Below are 24408 nucleotides of genomic sequence, written 5' to 3' on the forward strand. Positions count from 1 at the left end.
GGCATGGGAGGGGCCCCCTCCGCGTCGCCTCCCTCCTCCGCCTTGCCAGGCTTGCCCCTCGCCCCGCTCCTTCCTCCACCCCACCCATGTGCGCGCCCTCTTACGCAGGTTCTGGCTTCGGCTGGAGATTCTGCAGCACGACCCGGGTCTTGCCGCAAGGCCCCCGGTGCGCTATATGTTGAGAGTGGCAAGGAGTGGACAACCTCCTTGCCCTTGTTTTTTCGTCCGCTGCCGGCACCGCACTTCTGCGGTAGCTGTGGGCGTGACGGGGGCTTCTCGGCGTGCTGCTCGCCTCCCCGGCTGCTTGACAAGGGCGATGGGGATTCAGTCACAGGTCATGAGCACAGGGCGTGTCGGAGCGCGGCGCCGCATTTCCGTATTCCCGTACGGATCTCGCCAGTGTGATCGGTCGGGTCAGGTCCCAGCCTCCGGATGATGGCGACGGTGACCAGCGCGTAGGCCACGTGCGGAACGATGTCGGCGACCCAGTCGGAGCGTGACCACGTGCGCGGGTCGGTCACGCGCAGCACGGTCATCGGGCCGTTGGTTCCGATCAGCGCCCCCGTCGTCGCTGTGGCGGTCAGGAGCGGGCTTCCCGGTCGCCAGCCGCAGGAGAGTGCAAGACCGAGCAGGGCGCCCATGCCCACACCTGATGCCATGCCGGTCAGGGGGCCCAGGCCTTTGACGCGATTCTTCCGTGCGTCCTCGTTGCCCGGGATCGGAACGTGCAGGGCCTCCGACAGCCGCTCCACGGTGACCTCGGGTGTGGTGCTCTCGCCTCGGCCGCGGGTCACCATGTCCAGGTAACCGACCGCGTTCAGGGCCGTGGTCCCGGCAGCGCCCGCGGCAGCCCCGGCCAGGAGACCACGAAGGTGCCGGGACGGACCGGTGACTCCCGTCATAGGCCGTTCATCCCTTCACGAAGTCCGGCAGCGCGGGGTTGACAACCTTTGAGTGTGTCCAGCCGACGTTCCGTGGACCGCCCTCCACCGTCATGGAGGTGAGGTTTTAGATCAGCGCAGGCAGCCGATTGACGGCGTTCTTGTCCGACAGGATGCGGCCCGCGTCGCCACGGATCAGCACGATCGGCTGCCCGCTGCGGTGGTCCTCGCGGCAGATGTCGATCGGAGTGGCATTCTCCTGGCCGACGTTGACCACGGTCATGGTTGCCACGGTTTCCCGTACGGATACGGCCCATTTTCAGCCCTGCCGCGTTGTTTCATGGGCCGGCGGGGCTACGGAACACCTTTTACGTACGCACCATCTCAGTAAATACACCGAATGGCTTACTCCGCCACCTGAGCCTCAGCCTCCGCCACCTGAGCCTCAGTATCGGATTCGAGTGGATCGTTGTCCGACGAACCCCCAACGAGCGGACACGTTTGGGAGTCCGTGAACCGCACCGGCGTGCAAGCGCCAACGAGCTCGCGCGTCACCTCGCCGCGTTGTCGGAACGTCCGCATACATCCCGTATACGGACGCCCCTGACGCCCCTCTGCCTGGTGCTGCACCGCATCCGATGCCGCGCGCTGTCCCGCCAGGGATGACGGGACAACCCTTAGACTCGCGGCACAGCGTCCGGCTTCACCGCGCGCCGCGCACAGCCCGATGACGTCCGCACCGACCCTGCCGTGCAGTGTCAGATGTTCTGCAATGCACACATGAGTCCGACCTGGATGTGGAGTCGATGCATGACGCAGGCCCCCGAGCTGTGGCTCGCTCAGCCACGAAACCTCAAGTCCTCTTTTCCCGTCCTGCTTTTGGCCGTGGCGACGGGAGCGGTCGACGCGATCAGCTTCATGACCCTCGGCGGTGTGTTCACCAGTGTGATGACCGCGAACCTTGCTCTGTTCGGTCTCGCCATCGCCACCCACGACGCACTGCTGGCCGGTCACGCAGCACTGGCGATCGTCGCGTACGCCTGCGGCGTGCTTCTCGGCAGTCGGGTTGCTTCCCTCCCGGGCCGCGCACGCTGGAGCGGTGCCCGGATCGCACTGCTCGCAGAGGTGATCGTCATGACTGCTGCGATGACGGCCTGGGCCGCTCTGGACGGCAAGCCCGCCGGCGCCAGCCAACTGGTCCTCCTGGCGGCCATGGCCGTGTGCATGGGATGCCAGGGCGGCATGATCCGTGTCGTCGGCGGGCCGAATCTCTCGACCACCTACATGACGGGCGCTCTCACCGGCGCGCTGGTTGCGCTCGCCGTAAGGAAAGAGGTTGAGCGGTACAACATTGCGGTGATCGTGATGCTGCCGACAGGGGCGGGGTTGGCAGCGCTTCTTGTCACCCACGCACGGGCAGCTGCTCTGGCCCTGCCCTTGATGCTGCTGACTGCGGCCCTCACGCTTTCTTTCCGGCGCCCTGTGCCCCGCTAGGGCCTGTTCTGAGTCCGGATCACGGGGTGGCGGGCAGGCCGGAGTGATTCAACCACCTCGAAGATCATTTCATGAGGAATTCGAGGGTCCTTGTGATTCACTGAGGCACATGGGGATCGGGGTACTCATCACGCGGACGAAACGGCTGGCGGCACACGAGGGGCGGTGGATGGCGAGCCTCGGACTGTGGGTGGCTCGGCGCTCGAACGGGGTCGGGGACGCGGACATCGCTATCGGGTATGCGCGTGCTCAGGCGTCAACGGCGTATGGGCTGGTTTTCGTGTTCGTGGTAGAGACGGTCGGGGTGTCCTTCATGCTCGCCGCGTATCCGGTCGCCCACCTGGTCATGCTGCTTCTCGACCTTTACACGGTGTTTCTGGTGTTGGGGCTGCACGCCGCCGCCGTCACACGCCCACACGTCGTGGGGCCGGGCGGGCTGCGGTTACGGCGCGGTACGCGGCTTGATCTGCGGATACCGCTGGAACGGATCGCCTCCGTCCGTTACGACCTCCGGTTCCCGGACGCCAACAAGTCCGAGGACGGTGTACTGGACGTGGCTATCGCGTCGCAAACTTCGATCACCTTCGAATTGACCCAACCAGTCACCGCCGTGAGCCTGTGGGGGCGGCGCGCGGAGGTTCATACGATCCGCTGCCACGCCGACGAACCGCAGACCGCCGTCGCAGCGATCAAGAAGCTGCTGGCGATCGACAGCTGACCGGATCGGCTCTGTCACCGCAGGTCGGTCATGCGAAACTGCAGCGCCGCGGGGCAGCGGCTGCAGGCCATGGACGGCGTGACGACGGCCCTCGACCTGGAAGCGGGCCTCATGCCCATCGGGCGTGCGTACGCCGCGGCCGCCGCGGACGGACGCCCGCTGCACTACGGCTTCTCCGCCTCGTGGGGTGGTGCCCGGGCCCAGGTGCTCGCCGGCATCCAGCCTGACGCACAGATCGGGAGCGGCCTCGCGGTGCTCGGCAACCGCGCATGGCAGAGCTCCTGTACCTATCGTGAACTCGCCGAGTGGCTGGCCTGATTGAGGGTGAGCTGAGCGCCGGAGCGCTCGGCATCGGAGTCCTCCTCGGGTACGCGCCCCACAGTGAGCCTGCTGAGTTCCTCGCTGTCGCCCGCCTTGCCGCGAAGGCCGGTGTGCCGACGTATACCCGCGTCCGAGAGCTGGTCGAGGTGGATCCCGGGGTGCCGGCCGTATCGATCGCCGTATATGGGACGGGCGCCGCCCACCGTCGTCCGGTGGCCCTCTGCCTCAGCTCTCGCGCAGGCCGGGCATCAGCCGCACCGTCACCGTCTTGGGCCGTTGGTACTCCTGGAGCGCCAGCGTGCTCAGATCCGTACCGTGGCCGGACGAGCCACGCCCGCCGTGCGGGAGCTCCGCCGTCTGCACCAGATGGCAGTTGAGCCAGGCCTCGCCCGCGTCGAGGCGGGCCGCGAGATCGAGCCCCGTGCCGAGGTCGGTCGTCCAGACACTGGCCGCCAGGGCCTGGGGGACACTGTTCGCCAGGCCCAGGGCCGCTTCCACGGTGTCCGCGTGCTGGACTGTGAGGAGCGGGCCGAAGACTTCCTCGGTGACCGTCGGGTCGTCGTGCGGGAGATCAGCCAGGACAAGGGCCGCGCGCCAGTTGCCGTGCTCCTCGCCAGGCGGGGTGGCGATGTCCGCCGCCAGCACTCGCTTCGCGGACGAGGAAGCGACCAGAGCGTCGTAACGCGCCACCTGGTCCGGGTTGTTCAGCGGGCCGAAGTCGCGGCCGGCCAGCCGGGCCCCCATCGCCTCCGTCAGGCGGCCGACCGTCGACTCGTAGTTCTCCGTGAGCGTGATGACCCGGGCCGGCGCCGCGCAGCTCTGGCCTGCGTTGTACGTGGCCGCTTCCGCGAGCGACGCATACGTGTCCGTCGGGGCGTCCGGGAGAACGACGGCCGGGGCGTTGCCGCCCAGCTCCAGGCTGATCCGGCGCGTCCCCGCCCTTGCCGCCACATCCAGACCCGCCCGGCCGCTGCCCGTGAACGCGACCATGTCCACCGGGGAGTCGACCAGTAGTTGGCCCGTCCGCCGGTCTCCCGGAAGCGACTGGAGCACGCCCTCGCCCAGGGTCTGCGCGGCGTGCTCCGCCAGCAGTTCCAGCGCGTCCGGGGTGGTCTCCGCCGGCTTCGCCACCACCGTGTTGCCCGCAGCGAGTGCCGGGGCGCAGCGCCAGGCCGCCATCATCAGCGGGTAGTTCCAGGGGACGATCACCCCGACCACGCCCATCGGCTCCCAGCGCACCCAGCTCTCGTGCCCGGTCACCAGTCGGCCCGCCGCCGGGGCCGTCCGGGTCCGCGCCGCCGTCGCGTAGAAGCGGAACAGATCCGCCACCTGCTCGATCTCGCCCGCCGTCTCCGTATCCGGCCTGCCCGTACCGGCCCGCTCACGAGCCGCGTACTCCGCCGCGCTGTCCTCGATCAGCGTCGCCAGCCGGTCCAGGCGTCGCGCCCGGTCCTTGGGGGTCAGGGCGCTCCATGTGCCGAGCGCCGTACGGGCCGCTGCCACGGCCGCAGCCACCTCGGGCTCGCGGGAGACGGGAGCGGTGCCGCGGGGATGCCCCGTGCGAGGGTCGGTGAGTTCAGTGTTCATCGTTGCTTTCCGCTCGTGGCTTCCTGCTGCTCGTTTCTCACAACGCGTACGACCGCAGCCACAGTTCCAGTGTCAGCACCAGCCACAGCTTGCCGCCGTGACGGGGCAGGAGCGTGCCCTCGCCCTTCATCCAGGCGCGGATCGTGTCCGGGCGGAACAGGCCCCGGTGTGCCGACTGCCGGCTCAGCAGCAGATCGTTTCCGAGGTCGCGCAGCGGACCCGTCAGCCACTGCTGCACCGGCACCCGCATCCCGCTCTTCGGTCGGTCGACGACCGTGTCGGGGAGGAGGTCGCGCACGGCCTCCTTGAGGATCCACTTCTCCGCCGAGCCACGGAGTTTGTACGTCGGCGGCGTGGCGAACGCGTGGTCGACGACCCGGCGGTCGAAGAGCGGTGCCCGGCCCTCGATGCCCTGCGACGCCGTCAGGCGCTCCACCTTGGTCAGGATGTGGTGCGCGCCCTTGGTCCGCAGATTGCAGTGCAGGAGCTGGTTGAGGAGGTGGCCCATGCGGTGCGGGCTGTCGATGCCCGGTGCCAGATACGGCTCCACGAACCGCTGGGGCCGCGGGGCGTCCCGCAGTGCGTCCAGCGTCTGCGGGGTCAGGAGCGTGGGGAGGTCCGTCCAGCACTTGCGGTACGAGCGCAGATACGCCGTTGCCCGGTCCTCGTCCCAGGGCGCCCCCGCTTCACGGTGCATCTCCTGCACCAGCATCGGGAGGTTTTTCGGGCCGCCGAACACGGGGTCGCCGCCCTCGCCGTTGAGCACCACCGACGCGCCGTCCGCGGCCACGGTCTCCGCGAGCAACAGGTTCGGGACCGTCAACGGATCGCCCACCGGGCTGTCCAGGAGCGCAGCCGCCTCCGCGAGCCGTGAGGCGACCGTCTTCCCCGACACGTTCAGGACCCGGTGACGGGTATGGCAGTGGGCGGCCACCAGGCCCGAGTAGCCCAGCTCGTTGGGGAGTTCGTCGCCGAAGCTGATCGAGTACGTGTGCACCGGATGGCTGTGGAGCTTCGTCGCCAGCGCGGTGACGAGGGAGCTGTCGATCCCGCCGGAGAGAAGTACCGCTGCCGGCTCCGCCTCCGGGAGCCTTTCGGCCGTCGCCTGCTCCAGGAGCGCCCGCAGGGCCAGGACATGCTCCGTCGGATCCTGCGGCACCGGCTCCGCGATGTGCTCGTGGGGCTCCCAGTGCACGGTCTCGGTGACCGCGCCGTCCTCCGCCAGCCGCAGTACACGTCCGGGCAGGACTTCCCGCACGCCCGTCAGGAGCGTCTCCTCGCCCGGCAGATAGGCGAAGGTGAGGAACGAACGGACCGCGGACAGATTCATCGAGGTGCCGAGCGCGGGCCAGCGCCGCAGCGCCCTCAGCGAGGTCGAGGCTGTCCAGGCTCCTTCGGCGCGGGCGTAGAAGAGCGTCCGGGCGCCCACGTGGTCGCGGATCAGGATCAGGTCCGTGCCGTCCAGCACGGCCAGCACGAACATGCCTTCGGCCAGCGCCACTCCCGCGTCGCCGAGCCGCGCCCAGCAGCGCAGCAGCAGTTCACCGTCGGAGCAGTGGGCAGGTACGGGGTGCCCCTCGGCATGCAGCGCGGACAGGAGGGCCGGGCGGTTGTGCAGGGTGACCTCACCCACCGCCGTCAGGCCGAATGCCGTGAACGGGCCGTCGGCGCGGCCGGGTTCGTCCGTGATCAGGCCCAGGGCAGCCCCGGGGACGTCCACGGATGCCCGGCCGGTCCCGGCCGCACCCATCGCCTCGACATGGGCCCGGGCCTGCTGGGTGGTCGGGGACAGGCAGGCGCAGAAGCGTGCCATGGACGGCTCCTCTCCTCGATGTTCCTTGTTCCGTACTCCGTACTGCTGCCGCCGCTCCTACGGCTTCCGGTGGTGCCGACGCGGCCCGCTCAGCCGAAGTCGTCGTCGCTCCAGGTGTCCCCGCCGTCGTCCCAGCCCGCGTCCCAGTCGTCCGTCCCGCCGTTATCGGAATCGCCGCCCCCGCCCGAGTCGCCCGAGGACGACGACTGGCTCTGCGCCTGCTGCCGGCGGAGCTCTTCCTCCTCTTCCGGGCTCATACCGAGCGGCGGCAGCTGGGCGGCGGTGATGGCGAGGCCCGCTACGCCCAGGCCCGCGAGCATGCCGCCCATCCTGCCGCCGAACGACGTCCGGTTGACCAGCACCGTCTCGCCACGGCCCCACAGGGTGCGGCCGTATCCGATGTCCCGGGCGTATGTCACCGTGCCGTCGGCGAGGACCCGTTTGATGATGTGGGTGCCGAGGAGTTCGTCGGTGCCGGAGGCATTCCGGTTGTCGTGCCAGCGCACGAGGTGAGGGGAGGAGTTCTCGCGGTGGCGCCACTCCTCCCGGCCGTCCTCGTAACGACGGTGGACGCTGCCGTCAGCGAGCAGCTCGTCGGAGTAGCCGATCTCTTCAGGTCGGATCATCGTGTGCGTTCCTCGGGTCTGTGGGGCGGTCGTGGCCGCGGGAAGAGGGGCTCGCTGGGACGGGTCACCCCGCGGTTCACAGTCGGGTGACGCGGCGGATCACGAGGCGGGCCAGGTCAGGAAACCCGTGGTGCGCAGCCCGCGCAGTTCGGACCACATGGAATTCCGGGGCGGTCGCGGTCCCCGCGTGAGGCGCAGCACCGTACGCACCAAGCGGGGCGGTGACACGGCCGCGACCTGCGTGAACCGTCCCCGTGCCAGCCATGCGGCCTCCTCGGGCCGCAGCCCGGGCGGCCAGGGCTCCAGCGGCGGAGCCGGTGCCGGGCCGCGGCCGGTCGGCAGGCGCAGGGTTGCCGCATGCCGGGGCACGAGCCCGATCGACGTGACCCGCACGCCGGGGACCGGGCCGAGAGCGGCCCTGACTCGCGCCGGGAGCCCGATGCCCTCCGGGCTTGCGTCGTGGAGCACATGGACCGTCGCGCCCTCGGCCCGCTCCAGCGCCGCGACGAGGCGCGGGTCGAGCGGCAGGGCGTCGGGCGCCGCGAGGACGGGACAGGCCGCTTCCAGTTGCACATGGTTGGCGAGCAGCATCCGGGCGATCGAGCTGTCCTGGCAGACGAGAAGGCGGGGGAGCCCGTAGGCGTAGAGGTCGGGTTCGGCGGCATCGGAGGCGGACAGAGGCCGTGACGGCGCGGACCGGACCGGCGGGAGCAGGCCGTCCACGGCCTCCCGGCCCCGTGCCTCCAGCGCACGCGTGAACGTGGGCAGCCGCAAGGGAGGGGCTGGGGTGCGCGGGATGCCGGGGAGGAGGGTCGCGGCCGGGCTCAGGACACGGCAGGTCTCGTAATAGAGCTGCCGTTCCGTGAACCTGATGCTGCCCGGGCCCGCGGCGCGCGCGGCGGCTGCGGTGATCGCGCGGTCGAGGAGCCGGGCGCCAGGCCCGCGGCCGTTACGGGGGTTCCGGGCCATGGAGGTCCCGATTCCGGGAGCCTGGAGGCGTCGCGGCGTCATGCGGAGCTGGTGCCCTTCTTCTTGTATGTGCTGGCGCCGGATGGCCGCGAGGTCCTCGGGGTCCGCGGCGCCTGTGGCCAGGTGAGGAAGCCGTGGGTGAGGGCCTCACGGGGGGTGGGCCGCGGGGCGGCCAGCGCCCGTTCCACCGCCCGGACGACGATCGATTCGAGGACGCGCGGCGGCACGGCGGCGAGCGGACTCCAGAAGCCCTCGCCGAGCCACTGTGCGTCGGCCTCGGTCAGACCTGCGACCGTGCGGAGCTGTTCCGCGTCGGCGAGCGGATCGTGCCGGGCGAGTCGCACGACGCCCTGTTTGCCCCTGGCCGCGGAAACGGGGAGGCCCGCGTCCACCACGACGCGGTCGGGCTGTGCGCCACGGATGAGCGGCGCCAACAGCACGCCCTGCGGATCGGCGTCGTGCAGGACGACCACCGGGAGCCCGCTGCGATACTGCGTGAGCGCGCTGAGCGCCGCCGCCAGGACGACGGGGCGCCCTCCGGTTCCGTCGGCTTCGGTGACCTCCACGAGGTCGGCCTTCAGACGGTCGGGGATGCCGTTGGCCGTGAGGAAGCGGCTGACCGCGCGGTCCGTGCAGAGGATCGCGGCCTTGGGCCGGGACACCGGAACGGACGCACCGGAACGGTTCGCCCCGCGCGGCCGGGGCACGGGGTCCGCGTCGTCGACGACGCCTTTCGGCAGGCCGTCGTACACCGCCGACCAGGAGCCGTTCATGAGGGCACGGAAGGTCCGTTCGGCAGGAATGATCTGCCCATGGGGCAACCGACCGGGGCGGTGCCGCATGGAGGACGCGACGACGAGGGCGGCGCACGCGGCGGCGCCGGCGAGGAATGCGAGCAGTCCGCCGGTCAGGACGGCGCATGCGACGAGGGCGGCGGCCACCGGCAGGGCAACGAGCCAGCGGATCTTCGCCGGCACACCCTCCGGATCCCGCCCGGCCCAGGCGTAGTTACGGCTGCGGGACAGGTACCAGAGCTGGGTGAGGGTGATCTTCAGGCGGCCGTGGTCGGTGGCGCGTTGCGCGATGTCCCGGATCCGGATGTCGTGCATGCCCTTGCCGTGTACCGCGGGGTCGAGCGCGAAGCGCTTCCCGCAGTGCGCGCATATTCTGCCTGTGCGCTGCTTGCCCGTCAGCGAGGCGGCGCAGCGGGGGCAGATCATCGCTCACCCGCGTGGCCCTGAGCCCCTGAGCCCGGCCAGGTCATGAACCCCACGGACGCGGCGCGACGCCGCTCCGGATCGACACTCCGCGTGACCTGTTCGGCGACCCGGGTGACGGCGGCGAGCAGCCGGGCGGGGGGCATGCCGATGAGCGGGAAGCGCCAACCCTTTCCCAGCCACTTCAGCTCCGCCTCGGTGAACTCGCCCAGCTCGGTGAGGAGCGCCATGGTCTCCCTGTCGGGCTTCTCCTGCTTGTCGCGGTAGGGCACGGCCTGCGCCAGACGGCGGACGGTGCGCAGCGGCAACCCGGCGTCGATCACCGCGCGTTGCCCCGGACTCGCGCGGACGCGCCGGACGAGAAGCTCCCCCTGCGCGTCGGCGTCGTGGAGCACGATCACCGGGCCCCGCATGGGCAGGGCGTGGACCGCGTCGAGATCCTTGGCGAGCGCGATCCCGTAACGGGCGGGCAGGCCAGCGGCGTTGAGGAAGGCCGTGATGGAGCCGTCGGGGCACAGGAGTACGGCCCCGGGCGCAGCGCCGGAAGGCGCACGAGTTCTGGCCTGAGAGGGAACGGGAGGGGTGTCGTCGACCACCCGGGGCGGCAGCCCGCCGTACACCTGCCGCCAGGGCGCGAGCACCTCCGAACGGAACTCCGCACGGCTCATGACCGGGAAGCCCCGGCCCGCACCGGCGGCTCGTGCGAGGGCGAAGCCCGCGGAGACGAGCAGCAGGGCGCCCGAGACGAGGGCCAGGTACAGGTTCCCGGTGAAGATGCCGAAGACGCCGACGATCAGGCCCGTGAGGAGTGAGGTACCCGCACACCCCGGCGCGAACATGCCCTTTTTGAGGTGCCTGCGCGAGAGCGCGTACCACAATTGGTCCGGCGTCACCGCGATCCTGCCGCCCTCCGTCACCTTGTCGACGATCCTGCGCACCCGCAGGTCGCTGAGGCCGAGGGAGTTGGTCTTGGGGTCGAGCGCGTATGTGCGCCTGCAGTGGGAGCAGGTGTTGTTGGGGCGCTCCTTGCGGAGGAGGTTCTTCTGGCAGTGCGGACAGATCACCGGCGGACCTCCAGTGCGGTCGCCACACGGCGCAGTCGTGCGGCCAGGCGCTCGCGGACGGTGGTGGTGGCGATGCCGCGGTCCTGCTGATGGCGCTCGATGTCGCGCAGGGCGGCGGCGAGGGCGCGATAGTCGGTGGTGGCGGCTACGGCCACCTGGCCGGCTGTCGGGGTGTCGCCCGCGGCGCGGCGCTCGGCCTCCCCGGCGGTGATCGCGTAGTCCTCGTGGTCGATCCCGTAACCGGTGTTGGCCGCGAGGATCGTCAGCGGATCGGTGCCCCTGTTCGCGAAGGAGTGGGGCATCATCTCCGGAATCCGTATCAACATCCCGGGACTCAGCGGGACTTCGGTAACCCGGTCGCAGTCCACGTCGTAGAGGCCGCACGCCGCGTGGCCGAGGCTGAGGACGAAGTGCTCACCGCCGTGGGCGTGCGGGGTGAAGGCGCTGCGCGGCCCCACGACAGCGAGTTTTACCGTGGCGTTCGAGGGACGCTCGGGGGAGGTCGCCGCGTCGCCCACCAGGTAGTGGGCGAACTGCCCGTCATCGATGAAGCGGAGAAACTCCCGCTCGGGTCCCAGTTCGCGGGCGCCTTCGCGGTCAGCCAGCCCGATGCTTCCGTCCGGCCTCAGGTGGTACAGCTCCACAGCGCCGGGGAGCGTGCCCCACGCTCCACTCGGCATGGCGTCGGACATGCCGGCATGCGGTCTTCCGGACATCGCGCCTCCCCCGTCTTCCTGTGCGCGGCGCGCGCTTCGCCAGCGCATCGTACGGCCTTGATTCACAACAAGGGGAGCTCTTGGACCGGCTCTTGGGCAAAGCGCGGGGGAACGGCGGGCGAACGCGCGTGGCAAGGAGTGGACGGATGACGGCGCAGTCCACGAGGCGCACGTGTTGAAGCGGCGCGCGGCTGCAGCCACGCAACCTGTGCCCGTCCCACCGCAGTTCGTGCGCATGCTCCGTACGCACGTCGAGCGCTGTGGCGTGACACCGGACGGTCGGCTGTTGCAGAACGAGGCCGGCAACTACGTGGACGCTTCCGCGTACGGCCTGACGTGGGCGCGCGGGCGGGCACGCCTGACCGCCGCGAGGCGGCGGTCAGGCCGGCGTCCGTCAGTCGAGGGCGCGGCGGCCGGCCGTCGCCAGGCTCGGGTCCCAGCCGCGACGCGGTACGGAGTCGAGGAGCAGACGGGTATACGGATGCTCCGGGGTGTCCAGCACGCGATGCGTCGGGCCCGCCTCGACGACTCGGCCCGACCTGAGCACCAGGACATCGTCGGCGATGTGTCGGACCACGGCGAGGTCGTGGGTGACGAAGAGGTAGCCGATGCCCGACTCGCGCCGGATCGTGGCGAGCAGGTCGAGGATCTGTGCCTGGATGGACACGTCGAGCGCCGCGACCGCCTCGTCGAGGATGAGGACGCGGGGTTCGACCGCCAGGGCCCGGGCGATGGCGACGCGCTGGCGCTGTCCGCCGGAGAGCCGCCGGGGCAGGGCCCCGGCCTCCCGTTCGCCGAGGCCGACCTGGTCCAGGAGTTCGGCGACCCGCGAGCGACGGGCGGCCACGTCCAGCCGGGTGTGAAGGCGCAGCACCTCGTCGACGCAGTCGGAGACCGTCACCCGTGGGTCCAGCGAGAGATACGGATCCTGGAAGACCATCTGGATCTCGCGGGCGCGCGCGAGCCGTTCCGCCCGGCTCCGGGCGCGGGCGGAGCGGTCCCGGCCGTCCAGGCGGACGGTGCCGCCGTCCGGTCGTGCCAGGCCCACCAGCATCCGTACAGTCGTCGTCTTCCCGCTGCCGGACTCGCCGACGATGGCCAGCGAAGCCCCCGGTGCCAGGGTGAACGACACGTCGTCGACCGCCGCGTGGTCCCCGTACCGCTTGCACAGCCCCTCGACCACGAGCCCCTTCGTCGTGCCGGTCACAGCGTGATCCCTTCGTCGGCGCGGTGGCACGCGGCGAGTCCGTCGCCGTACCGCGCCAGTACGGGAGGCTCCTCGGAGCAGCGCGGTTGTGCGTGGGCGCAGCGGGCCGTGAAGGCACACCCCGGAGGTGCCTCGGCGAGGGAGACGGGGCGGCCCGGAATGGGCCGCGGGGCCGGTGCGCCCGGTTCGATGCGCGGGGTGCAGGCGAGGAGTCCCGCCGTGTACGGATGGCGGGGCCGGTCGAACAGCTCGTCGGTGCCCCGGGTCTCGACGATCCGGCCCGCGTACATCACGTACACGCGGTCGCAGATGGCCGAGGCCAGTTCGAGGTCGTGGGTGACGAAGAGAAGCCCGGTGCCCTGCTCGGCCCGCAGACGGGTGAGGATCGCGATGATCTCCGCCTGGGTCGTGACGTCCAGGGCGGTGGTCGGCTCGTCGGCGACCAGCAGGGCGGGCTCGGCAGCCAGAGCCGCGGCGATGACCACCCGCTGGAGCATTCCGCCGGAGAACTGGTGCGGATAGCGGCGCAGCGCGCCCCGCGGATCGCGGATGCCCACGGCGTCGAGGAGTTCCTCGGCCCGTGCGGTGGCCGCGGCGGCAGGGTTGCCGGCCGCGCGCAGCCCTTCGGTGAGGAAGTCGCCGACGCGGCGCAGCGGATTGAGGGAGGCGCGCGGGTCCTGGAAGACCATGGCCACCTGCCGGGTCCGGAGCGCGGCCAGTTCCGTACGGCTCATGCGCAGCACGTCACGGCCGGCGACGCGTACCTCTCCGCTGGTTCGTGCGCCTTCGGGCAGCAGCCCGAGAACGCTGCGGCAGGCCACCGATTTGCCCGAGCCGGACTCGCCGACCAGCCCGACCGTCTCCCCGGGGAGGACCCGGAGGCTGACCTCGTCCAGGATCGGCCGGGCAGCCTGGCCGTCCGGCAGTCGTACGCCGAGGCCGTGCATCTCGAGCACGGGGTTGTCCCCGGTGCCACGCACCGGAGTGCTGGTTTCGGTCATGGCGCTCACCGTTCCCGCTTCGCGATCCGGTCGGCGAGTCCCTCGCCGACGATGCCGAACGCCACCACGGCGAGGACGATGCACGCCGACGGCGCGAGGGCGGGCAGCATCGCCCCCTGCTGGAGGGCCGACTGACCCTCGTTGATCATGGCGCCCCAGTCGGCGGTGGGCGGCTGCACACCGAAGCCGAGGAAGGAGAGGGCCGCCAGGTCCATCAGGGCGTACCCGAAGTTCATCGCGGACTGCGCGAAGACCGTCGGAGCGATGTTGGGCAGCAGGTGCCGCAGGCAGATCGTCCAGCCCGACCAGCCCTGCACCCGGTACGACTCGATGTACGGGCGGGCCTTCTCCTGCTGCGCGATGCCGCGCACCAGCCGTCCCACGTACGGGGTGTAGGCCACGGCCATCGCGATCACCGGTGCGGTCATGCCGGAGCCGACGACGGCCACCAGGAGGATCGCCAGGAGCAGCCCCGGGATCGCGAACACCATGTCCATCGACCGGGACACGACCGCGTCCGCCCAGCCGCCCCGCCAGGCGGCGACCACGCCGAGCAGGGTGCCGAGGAGGGTGGAGACGCCGACGACGAGCAGCGGTCCGAGCAGACCGGTCCGCGCGCCGTGGATCAGCCGCGACAGGATGTCCCGGCCCGACTGGTCCGTGCCCAGCAGGTGGTCTCCCGTGGTCCCGACCAGGCTCGCCGAGAGGTCGAGCGACTCGGGATCGTACGGTGCGAGGACGGGGGCCAGGACGGCGACCAGGACGAGCACGAACAGGACCGCGATGGCCGCCGTGAACAGCGGCCCCTGGCCGAGGACTTGGAGGCCGCCAAGACCGGGGCGGCGGCGCAGCGCACCGGGTGCGGCGGCCGGGGGAGGTGCGGTGGTGGTCATGAGGAGCCTTCCCCGTGGAGGGACAACCGGGGGTCGATGAGCGGGGCGACCAGGTCGACGGCGAGGTTCACCACGACGAAGGCCGCCACGCTGAGCAGCGTGATCGCCTGGACGACGGCGAAGTCCTTGGCCGTCACCGACTGCACGAGCAGGGAGCCGATTCCGGACACGTCGAAGGCGGTCTCGACGATCGAGGTGCTGATGAGCAGACCGGCGAGCATGGTGCCGCCGACGGTGACGACGGGGCCGAGCGCGTTGCGCAGCACGTGCCGGCGGACCACGGCCTGCCGCGCGACACCGCGGGCGCGCGCCACCTCGACGTGTTCGCGCCGCAGTTCGTCGAGCATCGCCGAGCGGGTCACCCGGGCGAGCAGACCGGCGAAGGTCAGCGCCAGCGCGAAGGCCGGCAGCGTCAGGTGGTACAGCCGGTCCGTGAAGCCCTCCGGGGTGCCGCCCGGCCCCGGGAACCAGCCCAGTTGGACGGAGAACAGCGAGACCAGCGCCATGGCGCTGACGAACGAGGGTGTCGCCGTGGCCACGCCCGTGCCGAGAAGCACCACGCGGTCCACCGCGCCGGGGCGCAGCGCGGCGAGGACGCCGGCCGCCACCCCGAGGACGGCGACCAGCAGGGCCGCGTATCCGACCAGCAGGGCGGTGCCCGGAAGCCGGGAGGCGATGAGGCCCCCGACGTCCTGGTGGAACTGGGCGGACCGGCCGAAGTCGCCCTGCAGCACAGCGCCGAGCCACTTCGCGTACTGCGCGGGCAGCGGGTCGTCCAGGTGGTACTGGGCGCGCAGCGCCGCCGTGGTCTCCGGCGTCGCGGGGCGGCCGTGGAGCAGGAAGGACACCGGGTCGCCGGGGGCCAGGTGGACCGTGCCGAAGACCACGAGCGAGGTCACGAACAGCACCGTCACCAGGCCGAGGAACCGTCCGACGAGGTAGCGGGTCATGGCTTCGCGGCCCCGATCGTCGCGGCCCACGGGTAGTACAGCTGCGCGATGCCGGTGGGAGCGCCGGTGATCCGGTTGCCGAGGAAGACCGAGAAGGGCGCCTCGTACAGCGGGATGATCGGGAGCTGGTCCATCGCGATCTGCTGGAGCTTGGCGGTCAGGTCCGCGCGGGCGGCTGGGTCGGGCTCCGCGTTGGCCCGGTCGAACGCGGCGTCGTACGCGGCGTCGGACCAGTTGCCGTAGTTCCCGAAGTCGCCGGTGCGCAGGTACTGGTAGAACTCCAGCGGGTCGGGGGTGTTGTCGTATCCGTTGGTGATGACCAGGTCGAGGCCGTGGCGCGCGTTGGGGTCGACGAAGATGCTGCTGTACGCGTCGGGGCTGACGGCCTTCAGCTGGACGTCGAGGCCGATCTGCCGGCCGGCCGCCTGGACGGCGTTGGCGACGACACTGATCTCCGGCGCGAGCGAACTCGTGGCGATGGTGACCTTCCGGCCCTTGGCGCCCGCTTCGGCGACGAGCTTCTTCGCGGCCGCCAGGTCGTACACCGGCTCGGGAAGGGCGTCGAGGTAGCCGGCGGTCTTCTCCGGGGCCAGTGCCCATGCGCCGCGCGCGGCGGGGGCCTTGGCGGGGATGCCGATGCCGCCGGCGGCGGCCTTGATGATGTTCTTCCGGTCGAGCGCCATGGACAGGGCCCTGCGGACCTTGAGGTCCCCGAGGGTGCCCTTGAAGTCGAGGACAGCGAGGTCCGCCGCGGCGGTGTTGGGGCCGAACAGCACGGTTCCCTTGCCGCTGGAGCGCAGCTGCGCGAGCGAGGAGGAGGGCACCATGTACCCGCCGTCGGCCGTGCCCGAGAGGAAGGCGTTGGACCGCGCGGCCGGGTCCTCGATGAAGGTGAATGTCACCTTGTCCGTTTTCGCGGCCAGTGACGTGTCCCAGTAGGCGGCATGCTTCTTGAGGGTGATGGAGTCGCCCTGGGCCCAGCCGGCGAGGGCGTACGGGCCGGTGCAGTCGACCTTGCCCTTGGGGCCGCCGTAGTCCTTGCCGGCCTTGGCCAGGAAGGCGGCGCTCTCGACGGTGCCGGGGGAGGCGGCCATGAGTTCGTTGAAGAGGGCGTCGGGGTTGCTCAGCCGGATCGTCACCCCCAGGGGGCCGGTCTTCTTGATGGTGTCCACGTTCTTGAACGCCGACGCCCAGGGGGATCCGGTGGCCGGGTTCATGTGGCGCTTGAGGGAGGCGACCACGTCGTCCGCGGTCATGGTCGTTCCGTCGTGGAACTTCACCCCCGAACGCAGCGTGTACACGAGCGTCTTGGGATTCGGCTGGGCGTACTTGACCGCGAGGCCGGGTTCGATCTTCAAATCGGGAGTGACCCGCAGCAGCTGCTCGCATACGTTCGCGAGCACGGTGTTCGGCGGGTAGTCGTACGCCAGGGCGTAGTCGAGCGTGTAGGGCTCGGCGTAGAGCGACCACGTGAACGAGTCCAGGCGGCCCTTCGCCGGCGGCGAGGTCGGGGTGACCTGGTAGGCGGGGCCGGCGTCCTTCCCGGAGGACCGAGGAGTGGTGGCGCCGGAGCAGGCGGTGGCGGTGGTCGCGACGGCGACGGTACAGACGAGCAGCGCGATGGCTCTGGGCATGCGCATGGAGACCCACCCCTTTACGGGTGTAGTGACGGGCGCTGAGGGATGGGGCGAGTATTAATGCGGGAACGTTCCCGCACAAGGCTTTGCGGGAACGGTTTTGCCGAGGTCGCGAGGGTGGCAGCATCAGCCCCATGACGAATGCTGCTCCAAGGCGTTTCGGACCTGCCTCGCCGCCCACCCCGCCGCGCGTCCGGCTCGTCGACGTGGCCCGCGAAGCGGGACTGTCCAAGACCACCGTTTCGGCGGCCCTGAACGGCACCGGGCGGCTCTCCCCGGCCGTCCGGGAGATGGCCAGGGAGACCGCTCGGAGGATGGGCTACCGGCCCAACGCCACCGCGCGCCAACTGCGCGCGGGACGGGCCCGGTTGATCGGATACGTGGTGGGCGAGTTCGCCGGCGCCCCCTGGACGTTCCTGGAGTCGCCGTACTTCGCCCAGCTGACGAGCGCCACCGCGGCGGCGGCACTCAAGCGCGGCTACGCGCTGGTGCTGCTGCCCGCGGGGTCGCTGCACAGCGAGTGGGCCGAGCTGCCGTTCGACGCGGTGATCGTCGCCGACCCGGTCGGCGACGACAGGATCATCGACGACCTGATCGCCGCCCGGATCCCGGTGTTCACCGACCGCTCCGCCGAGGGGCGGCCGGGGGCACACTGGGTGGACGTCGACGTCGTGGCGGCCGTGCGGGAGACGCTCGACCACCTCAAGGCGGAGGGAGCCCGGCGGCCCGTGCTCGTGGTGCCCGACAGTACGACGCGGTTCCACACGGGAGCGCTCGCCGCCCACCGCGACTGGTGCGCCGAGCACGGAGTGCCCGAGCAGGTCGTGTTCGCCGCCGAGGCCGGCAACGGGCCGGTCGTACAAGCCGTCGAGGAGGCCCTGACCGGGGCCGACCGGCCCGACGCGCTGTTCGTCGTGGCCGAGGCGAGCCCGCCCCTCGTCCTGGAGGCGGCGCGCCGCCACGGATACGACGTACCCGGCGACCTGCTCGTGGTGTGCGTCAGTGAGGACACGACGGCCACCCACACCCGGCCTCCGATGACGACGCTGAGCCTGGGACCCCAGGAGGTCGCGGAGGCCGGGATCCAACTCCTCGTTGCCGCACTGGAGCAGGGAGGCGGCCCGTCGGCCGGGGTGCTGGTGCCGACCCGGCTCGAGGTACGGGCCTCCTCGCTGCGTACGAGTACGGTCCGGGCGGACTGAGCGCGGTTCGGGCGGCTCGCTCAGGCGCCGTGCACGAGCGAGCCCCCGACATACGTCCGCAGGACCCGTGCCTCGGCGATCTCCTCCGGCGGCGCGGTGAAGATGTCGCGGTCCAGGACCACCAGGTCGGCCAGGTTGCCGGGGAGCAGGCTGCCGGCGTCGTCCAAGCCGTTCACATGAGCGGTGCCGGCCGTGTAGGCGGCGACGGCCGTCGCCAGGTCCAGGCGCTGCTCGGGGAGGAAGACCCGGCCGTCGGTGGTCCCGGGCTCCCTCCGGTTGACCGCCACGTGGATGCCCTCGAGCGGGTCCGGGCTGCTGACCGGCCAGTCGCTGCCCGCGGCGAAGGTGGCGCCCGCGCGCAGCAGGTCGCCGAACGGGTACTGCCAGGCGGCGCGTTCGGGCCCGAGGAAGGGGATGGTCAGCTCATCCATCTGGGGTTCGTGGGCGGCCCACAGCGGCTGGATGTTGGCGATGGCGCCCAGCTGGGCGAAGCGCCTGATGTCGTCGGGGTGGACGACCTGGAGGTGGGCCAGGTGGTGGCGGTTGCCGCGCCGGCCGTTGGCCTCGATCGCGGCTTCTATCGCGTCGAGTGCCTCGCGGACGGCCCGGTCGCCGAGCGCGTGGAAGTGGACCTGGAAGTCGAGGGCGTCGAGCCGGGTGACATGGCCGCGCAGGGCGTGTGGATCGACGAAGCTCAGACCGCTGTTGGCGGTGGCGCAGCCGCAGCCGTCGAGGTACGGGGAGGTCATCGCTGCGGTGAAGTTCTCGGCGATGCCGTCCTGCATGATCTTCACCGAGCCGGCCCGAAACCGTCCGTGGCTCAACTTCTCGCGCAGCGCGACCAGTTCGTCGATCTGATCGGCGCCACGCTCGCGGTCCCACCACAGCGCGCCGGTGACCCGGGCGGTGAGCGAGCCGTCGCGGGCGGCGGCCAGATAAGCGTCCGACGGATCGGCCTTGCCATTGAACACACCGAGCAGGGCGTCCTGCCAGCCGGTGATGCCGAGGGAGTGCAGCAGCTCCTGCGCGCGCAGCAGACCCGCGAGCCGGTCCGCAGGGGTGCTCTCCGGCGCCAGCCGGGAGACCAGCGCCGCGGCGCCTTCCTGGAGCATCCCGCTGGGCGAACCGTCCGGCTCGCGTTCGATGCGGCCGTCGACGGGGTCGGGGGTGGCGGCGGTGATCCCGGCCAGTTCGAGCGCCCGGGTGTTGGCCCAGGCGCCGTGGTGGTCGCGGTTCGCCAGCAGGACCGGGCGGTCCGGAACCACGGAGTCGAGGAGCTGCCGGGTGGGCAGTCCGCCGTCGAAGCTCTCCATCGACCACCCGCCGCCGGTGATCCACGCGTGGCCGGGGTGGGCGTCCGCGTAGGTCCGGATCCGGGTCAGGTACTCCTCGACGCCGACGGTGCCGGTCAGATCGCACTCGGCCAGCTCCACCCCGCCGTACACCGCGTGGATGTGGGCGTCCTGGAAGCCGGGGAGCAGCAACTTCCCTGTGAGGTCGACGACTTCGGTGCCGGGGCCGATGAGCTCGCGCACGTCGTCATGCCCGACGGCGGCGATCCGGTCGCCGACAACAGCGAGTGAGGTGGCCCGGGAGCGGGCCGGATCGGCGGTGAAGACGGGGCCGCGCGTGAAGACCAGATCGGCCGTGGTCATACGGGTCCTCCAGAACATGAGGGAACGTGAGATGGGCGCCATGGAAGCGGCTCGGGCGTTACGCGTCAACGATGTTGTCATAAGCGAGAGCGGCTGTCCCTTCGCCCTGGAGCTGATGCGGGACGCGAGGGCGGCGCGCCTGCCCGCCAGGAGCGTCCCGACGGACGGCTCCCGGGACCCACGCGCCCGGGCCCGGCGGTCGTCAGGATCAGCCGGTGGGCACGGGGGAGAAGCGGCCCACCGCGGCGAGGTCGGCGCTGATCCGCGCGGCGGTTCCGAGCAGATGGGGGAGGAGCGTCGCCAGGTTCTCCTCGCCGGTGGCGCGGCCGGCGTGGAGCGCCACGTTGACTGCGGCCACCACCTGGCCGCTGCCGTTGGTGACCGCGCCGCGATCGAACGCAGCCCCTCCTCCAGCGCGTTGCGCCTCCCGCACCTGCGCTACGTTGCCCGCTCCGAGGCTGCTTCGGCCTCTCTCGCGGAGAACTACGTCGGCTTCAAGGAGAACTGACACCGTGACAGCACACGAAAGGGGGCGGCTGCTCGAAGCAGCCGCCCCCTTCTGTATGGGTGGTTCAGGCGTAGAAGCGGTACACCGCCTGGGCGACACACGCCGGCTTGTCCGAGCCGTCGATCTCCACGGTCAGGTCGACGACGACCTCGACACCGCCCCTGACGTCCTCGACGGACAGCACGCGGCCGTGCGCCCGGACCTTCGAGCCGACGCGGACGGGGGACGGGAAACGCACCTTGTTCAGACCGTAGTTGACCGCCATCGACACGCCCTCGACCTGGAGCAGCTCGCTCCACATCGGGATGAGCAGGGACAGCGTGAGGTAACCGTGGGCGATGGTGCCGCCGAACGGCCCCTCCTTGGCGCGCTCCACGTCGACGTGGATCCACTGGTGGTCGTCGGTGGCGTCGGCGAAGGTGTCGACCCGCGGCTGGGCTATCTCCAGCCAGGAGCTGTGCCCGAGGTCGGCGCCCGCCTGAGCCTTGATCTCGTCGATTCCGTTGACGGTGAGAGACATGGGGTTGTTCCAATCGGGAAAGGATGGTCCGGAGCCGGTGCCGGTGCTCGACGCCCGGCGGCGCCGGTGGTGCTTCAGATGTCGGAGCCGTAACGCGTCCGGATAGGGGCCTTGAGCAGCTTTCCTGCGGCGTTGCGCGGGAGTTCGGGGACGAGCACGACACTGCGGGGGATCTTGTAGCGGGCGAGCCGGCCCGCCAGGTGGGCGAACAGCTGCTCCGGCGTGGCGGCCGCCCCCGGGCGCAGCACGACGACCGCCCGGCCCACCTCGCCCCAGTGCGGGTCGGGTACGCCGATGACGGCCGCCTCGGCGACGGCGGAGTGTCCGAGCAAGGCGTCCTCGACCTCGGCGGGGTAGATGTTCTCCCCGCCCGAGATGATCACGTCCTTGAGCCGGTCGACCAGATACACATAACCGTCGGCGTCGACGGTGGCCACGTCGCCCGAGCGGAAGAGTCCCCCGTCGCGGAAGGCCGCGGCGGTCGCTTCCGGCAGGTTCCAGTAGCCCGGTGTCACGTTCGGCCCGGCGACGACCACCTCGCCCTTCTCGCCCGGCGCCGCCTCCTCGCCCGAGGGCAGGAGCACGCGCACCTCGGTGAAGAAGTGCGGCACGCCCGCGGAACCGGCGTGGCCGAGCGAGTCGGCCCGGTCCAGGACCAGGGCCCCGGGCGCGGTCTCCGTCATGCCGTAGCCCTGGACGAAGGCGAGCCCCCGGTCCAGATAGGCGCGGGCGGTACGGGTCGGCACCGGGGCGCCACCGCACAGCAGGGTGCGCAGACTGGTCAGGTCCGCGCTCTCCCATCCGGGCGCCGCCGCCATCGTGTCGTACATCGTGGGAACACCGAACATGCAAGTGACCCGGTGCTGTTGGATCAGCTCCAGGCTGCGGCCCGGGTCGAAGGAGGACTCCAGGAGGACGGTGCCGCCCTTGAGCAGGGTGGGCAGACAGCTCATGTTCAGGGCGGCGGTGTGGAACAGCGGCGCGCTGACCAGGGCCACCTCGTCGCCGGCGAGGTCGGTGTCGACCAGCACGTTGAGGCTGTTCCAGACGATGTTGCCGTGAGTGAGGACGGCGCCTTTGGCCCGGCCCGTGGTGCCCGAGGTGTACATGATGAGACAGATGTCGTCGTGTCCCACCTCCTCGTCGACCGGGTCCGTCCCGGCCGCCGCGAGTAGCTCCTCGTACGAAAGCCCGGGCCCGTCCTCGACCGCGAGGACTTGGGAGATCCCGGATCCCGCCGTCAGCTCCGCGACCCGGCTCTCCAGCTGCCGGGCGTGCACCAGGACCCGGCTGCCGGAATCGGCGAGCTGGTGGAGCAGTTCCGGCACCGCGAGACGGGTGTTCAGCGGGACGAACACCGCGCCCAGGAGCCCGGTGGCGAAGAGCGTCTCCAGAAAGGCGGGGTGGTTGGGGCCGAGGAAGGCCACCCGGTCCCCGCGGCCGACGCCGGCGTCCCGCAGGACGTGGGCGAGACGGGTGCAGCGGTCGTGCAGTTCGACGTAGCCGATGGCGCGGCCCTCGTGCAGGAGGGCGGTGCGCCGTGGCGTCTTGCGGTTCCGGCGGCCGGTCCATGAACCGATGCCCTGGTTGCGCATGGGAACCTCTCAGCGGTGGGTGAGACCGAGCAGCCGGGCCGCGTTCTCCTTGAGGATCTTCGGACGTACCTCGTCCTTGATCGGGAGTTTGGCGAAGTCGGCCAGCCAGCGGTCCGGCGAGAGCAGCGGATAGTCGGAGCCGAACAACACCTTGTCCTGGAGAAGGCTGTTGGCGTACTGCACCAGCTGCGGCGGGAAGTACTTGGGCGACCAGCCGGACAGGTCGATGTACACCTGCGACTTGTGCGTGGCCACCGCGAGCGCCTCGTCCTGCCACGGGAAGGACGGGTGAGCGAGGATGATCGGCATGCCGGGGAAGTCGGCGGCGACGTCGTCCACGTCCATCGGATTGGAGTACTTCAGCCGGATGCCACCGCCGCCGGGGGTGCCCGCGCCGATGCCGGTCTGGCCGGTGTGGAAGAGGGCGATCGCGCCGGCCTCCTCGATTGCCTCGTACAGCGGGTACGCCATCCGGTCGTTGGGGTGGAACGCCTGGATGCTGGGGTGGAACTTGAAACCCCGGACGCCGAACTCCTCGACCAGACGCCGGATCTGACGGACCGCCGCCTTTCCCTTGTACGGATCGACGCCGGCGAAGGGGATGATCACGTCCGGGTTCTGCTCGGCCGCCTCGGCGATCTCCTCGTTCGGCACCGGCGGGGTGCCGGTCGCCGACTCCGCGTCGACGGTGAAGACGACGCACGCCATCCGCCGCTCCCGGTAGTAGGCGGCGATCTCCGCAAGCGTGGGGTGGCGGTGTTCGGCCTTGAAGTACGCGCCGGCGGCGCTGTCCAGCTCGGCCGAGAGCGAGGCGCCCCCCTTCGCCGAGACTTCGGCGTGCGTGTGGACGTCGATGGCGACGAGGTCGTCCAGGTTCATCACTGTCCCGCCCTTCACAGCTGCGGGGCGGGAATGCCGAAGGTCTGCGGAGTACGGCCGACCGTCAGCGGCCAGGCCGCGGCGATCGCGTCGGCGCTCCACCCGCCGTCGGCGTACGCCACCGACACCTCCTGCGGGTGCGACCACAGGGCGAGCTTGTCCCCGCCGATGCCGATGCACTGGCCGGTGACCTCGGCCGAGGCGTCCGACGCGAGGAAGGCCACCAGGCCCGCGACGTCCTCGGGCGTGCCGAAGCCCTCGCCCTTGCGCAGCGTGTCGGGGAAGGGCGTGCCGTCCTGCTCCAGCGCCTCGATGTGCGGGGCGAAGGCGGGAATCGTCTTGGTCATCGCGGTCGCGGCGACCGGGATGACGGCGTTGGCCGTGATGCCCGCACGCGCCAGCTCCATCGCCCAGGTGCGCACCATGGCGGCGATGCCGGCCTTGGCGGCGGCGTAGTTGGTCTGGCCGAAGTTGCCGCGTTGCCCGGCGGGGGAGCCGGCGACGATGATGCGACCGCCCTCGCCCTGCTCGCGCATCCGCTCGACGGCGGCGCGCACACACGTGAACGTGCCCCGCAGATGCACCTCGACGACGGTGTCGAAGTCGTCATCGCTCATCTTCCACAGCACCTTGTCCCGCAGCACACCGGCGTTGGTGACCATGACGTCGAGGCGGCCGAACGTGTCGACCGCGCGGGAGACCAGAGCCTCCGCGGCCTTGGTGGAGCCGACCGGCGCCACCTCGGCGACGGCGCGGCCGCCGGCTGCGGTGATCCGTCGCACGGCCTCGTCGGCCGCGGCGGCGTCCACGTCGTTGATCACCACGGCGGCGCCCGCGGTGGCGAGGGCCTGGGCGTAGGCGAGGCCGAGGCCGCGGCCACTGCCCGTGACAACGGCGACCTTGTCGGAGAGATCCATGAACGGGGTCCTTTCCAGGGAGCGGTGTGCGAGGCGCG

Annotated in this window: 25 protein-coding genes; 5 read left to right on the forward strand and 20 right to left on the reverse strand. The window is 71.1% G+C overall.

The features are described 5' to 3' along the window. Positions 1 to 335 precede the first annotated feature (335 nt). Together AB0N06_RS27280 and AB0N06_RS27285 are read right to left on the reverse strand one after the other, a co-directional pair. Positions 336 to 902: a hypothetical protein gene (locus AB0N06_RS27280; protein WP_366137320.1), complete on the reverse strand. Its 567-nt coding sequence runs from the start codon at positions 900 to 902 to the stop codon at positions 336 to 338. A 106-nt stretch (positions 903 to 1008) separates the two neighbouring features. Then, positions 1009 to 1164, reverse strand: a complete 156-nt coding sequence (locus AB0N06_RS27285; RefSeq protein WP_366137321.1) for a hypothetical protein — start codon at positions 1162 to 1164, stop codon at positions 1009 to 1011. A gap of 527 nt (positions 1165 to 1691) precedes the next feature. On the opposite strand from AB0N06_RS27285, the gene AB0N06_RS27290 reads away from it, so the two are divergent. From AB0N06_RS27290 to AB0N06_RS27300, 3 genes are all read left to right on the forward strand, one after another. After that, a complete protein-coding gene (locus AB0N06_RS27290; RefSeq protein ID WP_366137322.1) occupies positions 1692 to 2375 on the forward strand; it encodes a YoaK family protein in 684 nt (227 codons plus the stop codon). Between the two features lie 109 nt (positions 2376 to 2484). Next, the gene (locus tag AB0N06_RS27295; RefSeq protein ID WP_366137323.1) at positions 2485 to 3093 is read left to right on the forward strand and encodes a hypothetical protein; all 609 of its coding nucleotides are present in this window, start codon (positions 2485 to 2487) and stop codon (positions 3091 to 3093) included. 30 nt (positions 3094 to 3123) lie between these two features. Beyond that, the gene (locus tag AB0N06_RS27300; RefSeq protein ID WP_366137324.1) at positions 3124 to 3411 is read left to right on the forward strand and encodes a hypothetical protein; all 288 of its coding nucleotides are present in this window, start codon (positions 3124 to 3126) and stop codon (positions 3409 to 3411) included. Positions 3412 to 3639: 228 nt separating this feature from the next. Here the strand turns inward: AB0N06_RS27300 and AB0N06_RS27305 are convergent, their stop codons facing one another. The 12 genes from AB0N06_RS27305 to AB0N06_RS27360 form a co-directional block, all read right to left on the reverse strand. Beyond that, on the reverse strand, positions 3640 to 5001 hold the full coding sequence (locus AB0N06_RS27305; protein ID WP_366137326.1) for an aldehyde dehydrogenase family protein: 1362 nt from the start codon (positions 4999 to 5001) through the stop codon (positions 3640 to 3642). Between the two features lie 37 nt (positions 5002 to 5038). Continuing rightward, positions 5039 to 6814 carry an asparagine synthase C-terminal domain-containing protein gene (locus tag AB0N06_RS27310; protein WP_366137328.1) on the reverse strand — a complete coding sequence of 592 codons (1776 nt, stop codon included), beginning with the start codon at positions 6812 to 6814 and terminating at the stop codon, positions 5039 to 5041. A gap of 89 nt (positions 6815 to 6903) precedes the next feature. Next, positions 6904 to 7440 carry a hypothetical protein gene (locus AB0N06_RS27315; RefSeq protein WP_366137330.1) on the reverse strand — a complete coding sequence of 179 codons (537 nt, stop codon included), beginning with the start codon at positions 7438 to 7440 and terminating at the stop codon, positions 6904 to 6906. A gap of 99 nt (positions 7441 to 7539) precedes the next feature. After that, positions 7540 to 8451 carry a hypothetical protein gene (locus AB0N06_RS27320; RefSeq protein WP_366137331.1) on the reverse strand — a complete coding sequence of 304 codons (912 nt, stop codon included), beginning with the start codon at positions 8449 to 8451 and terminating at the stop codon, positions 7540 to 7542. After that, positions 8448 to 9629 (reverse strand): hypothetical protein, encoded by a 1182-nt coding sequence (locus AB0N06_RS27325; protein WP_366137332.1) that lies wholly within the window; start codon positions 9627 to 9629, stop codon positions 8448 to 8450. Before AB0N06_RS27325 ends, AB0N06_RS27320 begins: the two co-directional genes overlap by 4 nt. Further along, positions 9626 to 10690: a hypothetical protein gene (locus AB0N06_RS27330; RefSeq protein ID WP_366137333.1), complete on the reverse strand. Its 1065-nt coding sequence runs from the start codon at positions 10688 to 10690 to the stop codon at positions 9626 to 9628. Before AB0N06_RS27330 ends, AB0N06_RS27325 begins: the two co-directional genes overlap by 4 nt. Beyond that, a complete protein-coding gene (locus AB0N06_RS27335; protein WP_366137334.1) occupies positions 10687 to 11406 on the reverse strand; it encodes a cupin domain-containing protein in 720 nt (239 codons plus the stop codon). The genes AB0N06_RS27330 and AB0N06_RS27335 overlap by 4 nt, the downstream gene beginning before the upstream one ends. A 394-nt stretch (positions 11407 to 11800) precedes the next feature. Then, the gene (locus AB0N06_RS27340; protein WP_366137335.1) at positions 11801 to 12613 is read right to left on the reverse strand and encodes an ATP-binding cassette domain-containing protein; all 813 of its coding nucleotides are present in this window, start codon (positions 12611 to 12613) and stop codon (positions 11801 to 11803) included. Further along, positions 12610 to 13614, reverse strand: a complete 1005-nt coding sequence (locus AB0N06_RS27345) for an ABC transporter ATP-binding protein (RefSeq protein WP_366137336.1) — start codon at positions 13612 to 13614, stop codon at positions 12610 to 12612. The genes AB0N06_RS27340 and AB0N06_RS27345 overlap by 4 nt, the downstream gene beginning before the upstream one ends. A 5-nt stretch (positions 13615 to 13619) precedes the next feature. Further along, positions 13620 to 14507, reverse strand: coding sequence for an ABC transporter permease (locus AB0N06_RS27350; protein WP_366137337.1), 888 nt, complete (start codon positions 14505 to 14507; stop codon positions 13620 to 13622). Further along, positions 14504 to 15457: an ABC transporter permease gene (locus AB0N06_RS27355; RefSeq protein WP_366137338.1), complete on the reverse strand. Its 954-nt coding sequence runs from the start codon at positions 15455 to 15457 to the stop codon at positions 14504 to 14506. The genes AB0N06_RS27350 and AB0N06_RS27355 overlap by 4 nt, the downstream gene beginning before the upstream one ends. Continuing rightward, positions 15454 to 17097 (reverse strand): ABC transporter substrate-binding protein, encoded by a 1644-nt coding sequence (locus AB0N06_RS27360; RefSeq protein ID WP_366137339.1) that lies wholly within the window; start codon positions 17095 to 17097, stop codon positions 15454 to 15456. Before AB0N06_RS27360 ends, AB0N06_RS27355 begins: the two co-directional genes overlap by 4 nt. Before the next feature lie 131 nt (positions 17098 to 17228). Between AB0N06_RS27360 and AB0N06_RS27365 the strand changes: the two genes are divergently transcribed. After that, the gene (locus AB0N06_RS27365) at positions 17229 to 18296 is read left to right on the forward strand and encodes a LacI family DNA-binding transcriptional regulator (protein ID WP_366137340.1); all 1068 of its coding nucleotides are present in this window, start codon (positions 17229 to 17231) and stop codon (positions 18294 to 18296) included. Positions 18297 to 18316: 20 nt separating this feature from the next. Here AB0N06_RS27365 and AB0N06_RS27370 read toward each other — a convergent pair whose 3' ends face one another. Beyond that, a complete protein-coding gene (locus AB0N06_RS27370) occupies positions 18317 to 19951 on the reverse strand; it encodes an amidohydrolase (RefSeq protein WP_366137341.1) in 1635 nt (544 codons plus the stop codon). Between the two features lie 208 nt (positions 19952 to 20159). Beyond that, positions 20160 to 20294: a hypothetical protein gene (locus AB0N06_RS27375; RefSeq protein ID WP_366137342.1), complete on the reverse strand. Its 135-nt coding sequence runs from the start codon at positions 20292 to 20294 to the stop codon at positions 20160 to 20162. On the opposite strand from AB0N06_RS27375, the gene AB0N06_RS27380 reads away from it, so the two are divergent. Further along, the gene (locus AB0N06_RS27380; protein WP_366137343.1) at positions 20283 to 20459 is read left to right on the forward strand and encodes a hypothetical protein; all 177 of its coding nucleotides are present in this window, start codon (positions 20283 to 20285) and stop codon (positions 20457 to 20459) included. The two genes, AB0N06_RS27375 and AB0N06_RS27380, sit on opposite strands and share 12 nt — an antisense overlap. Before the next feature lie 64 nt (positions 20460 to 20523). Here the strand turns inward: AB0N06_RS27380 and AB0N06_RS27385 are convergent, their stop codons facing one another. The 4 genes from AB0N06_RS27385 to AB0N06_RS27400 all read right to left on the reverse strand — a co-directional run bounded on the left by AB0N06_RS27385 (position 20524) and on the right by AB0N06_RS27400 (position 24370). Further along, positions 20524 to 20979, reverse strand: a complete 456-nt coding sequence (locus AB0N06_RS27385; RefSeq protein ID WP_366137344.1) for a MaoC family dehydratase — start codon at positions 20977 to 20979, stop codon at positions 20524 to 20526. 74 nt (positions 20980 to 21053) lie between these two features. Then, positions 21054 to 22574 carry a long-chain fatty acid--CoA ligase gene (locus AB0N06_RS27390; protein ID WP_366137345.1) on the reverse strand — a complete coding sequence of 507 codons (1521 nt, stop codon included), beginning with the start codon at positions 22572 to 22574 and terminating at the stop codon, positions 21054 to 21056. Between the two features lie 9 nt (positions 22575 to 22583). Next, the gene (locus tag AB0N06_RS27395) at positions 22584 to 23453 is read right to left on the reverse strand and encodes an amidohydrolase family protein (RefSeq protein WP_366137346.1); all 870 of its coding nucleotides are present in this window, start codon (positions 23451 to 23453) and stop codon (positions 22584 to 22586) included. 14 nt (positions 23454 to 23467) lie between these two features. Beyond that, complete coding sequence (locus AB0N06_RS27400) at positions 23468 to 24370, reverse strand: SDR family NAD(P)-dependent oxidoreductase (protein ID WP_366137348.1); 903 nt, start codon at positions 24368 to 24370, stop codon at positions 23468 to 23470. Positions 24371 to 24408 lie beyond the last annotated feature (38 nt).

Origin of the sequence: Streptomyces sp. NPDC051020 (assembly GCF_040683105.1) — a bacterium.
Lineage (GTDB): Bacteria > Actinomycetota > Actinomycetes > Streptomycetales > Streptomycetaceae > Streptomyces.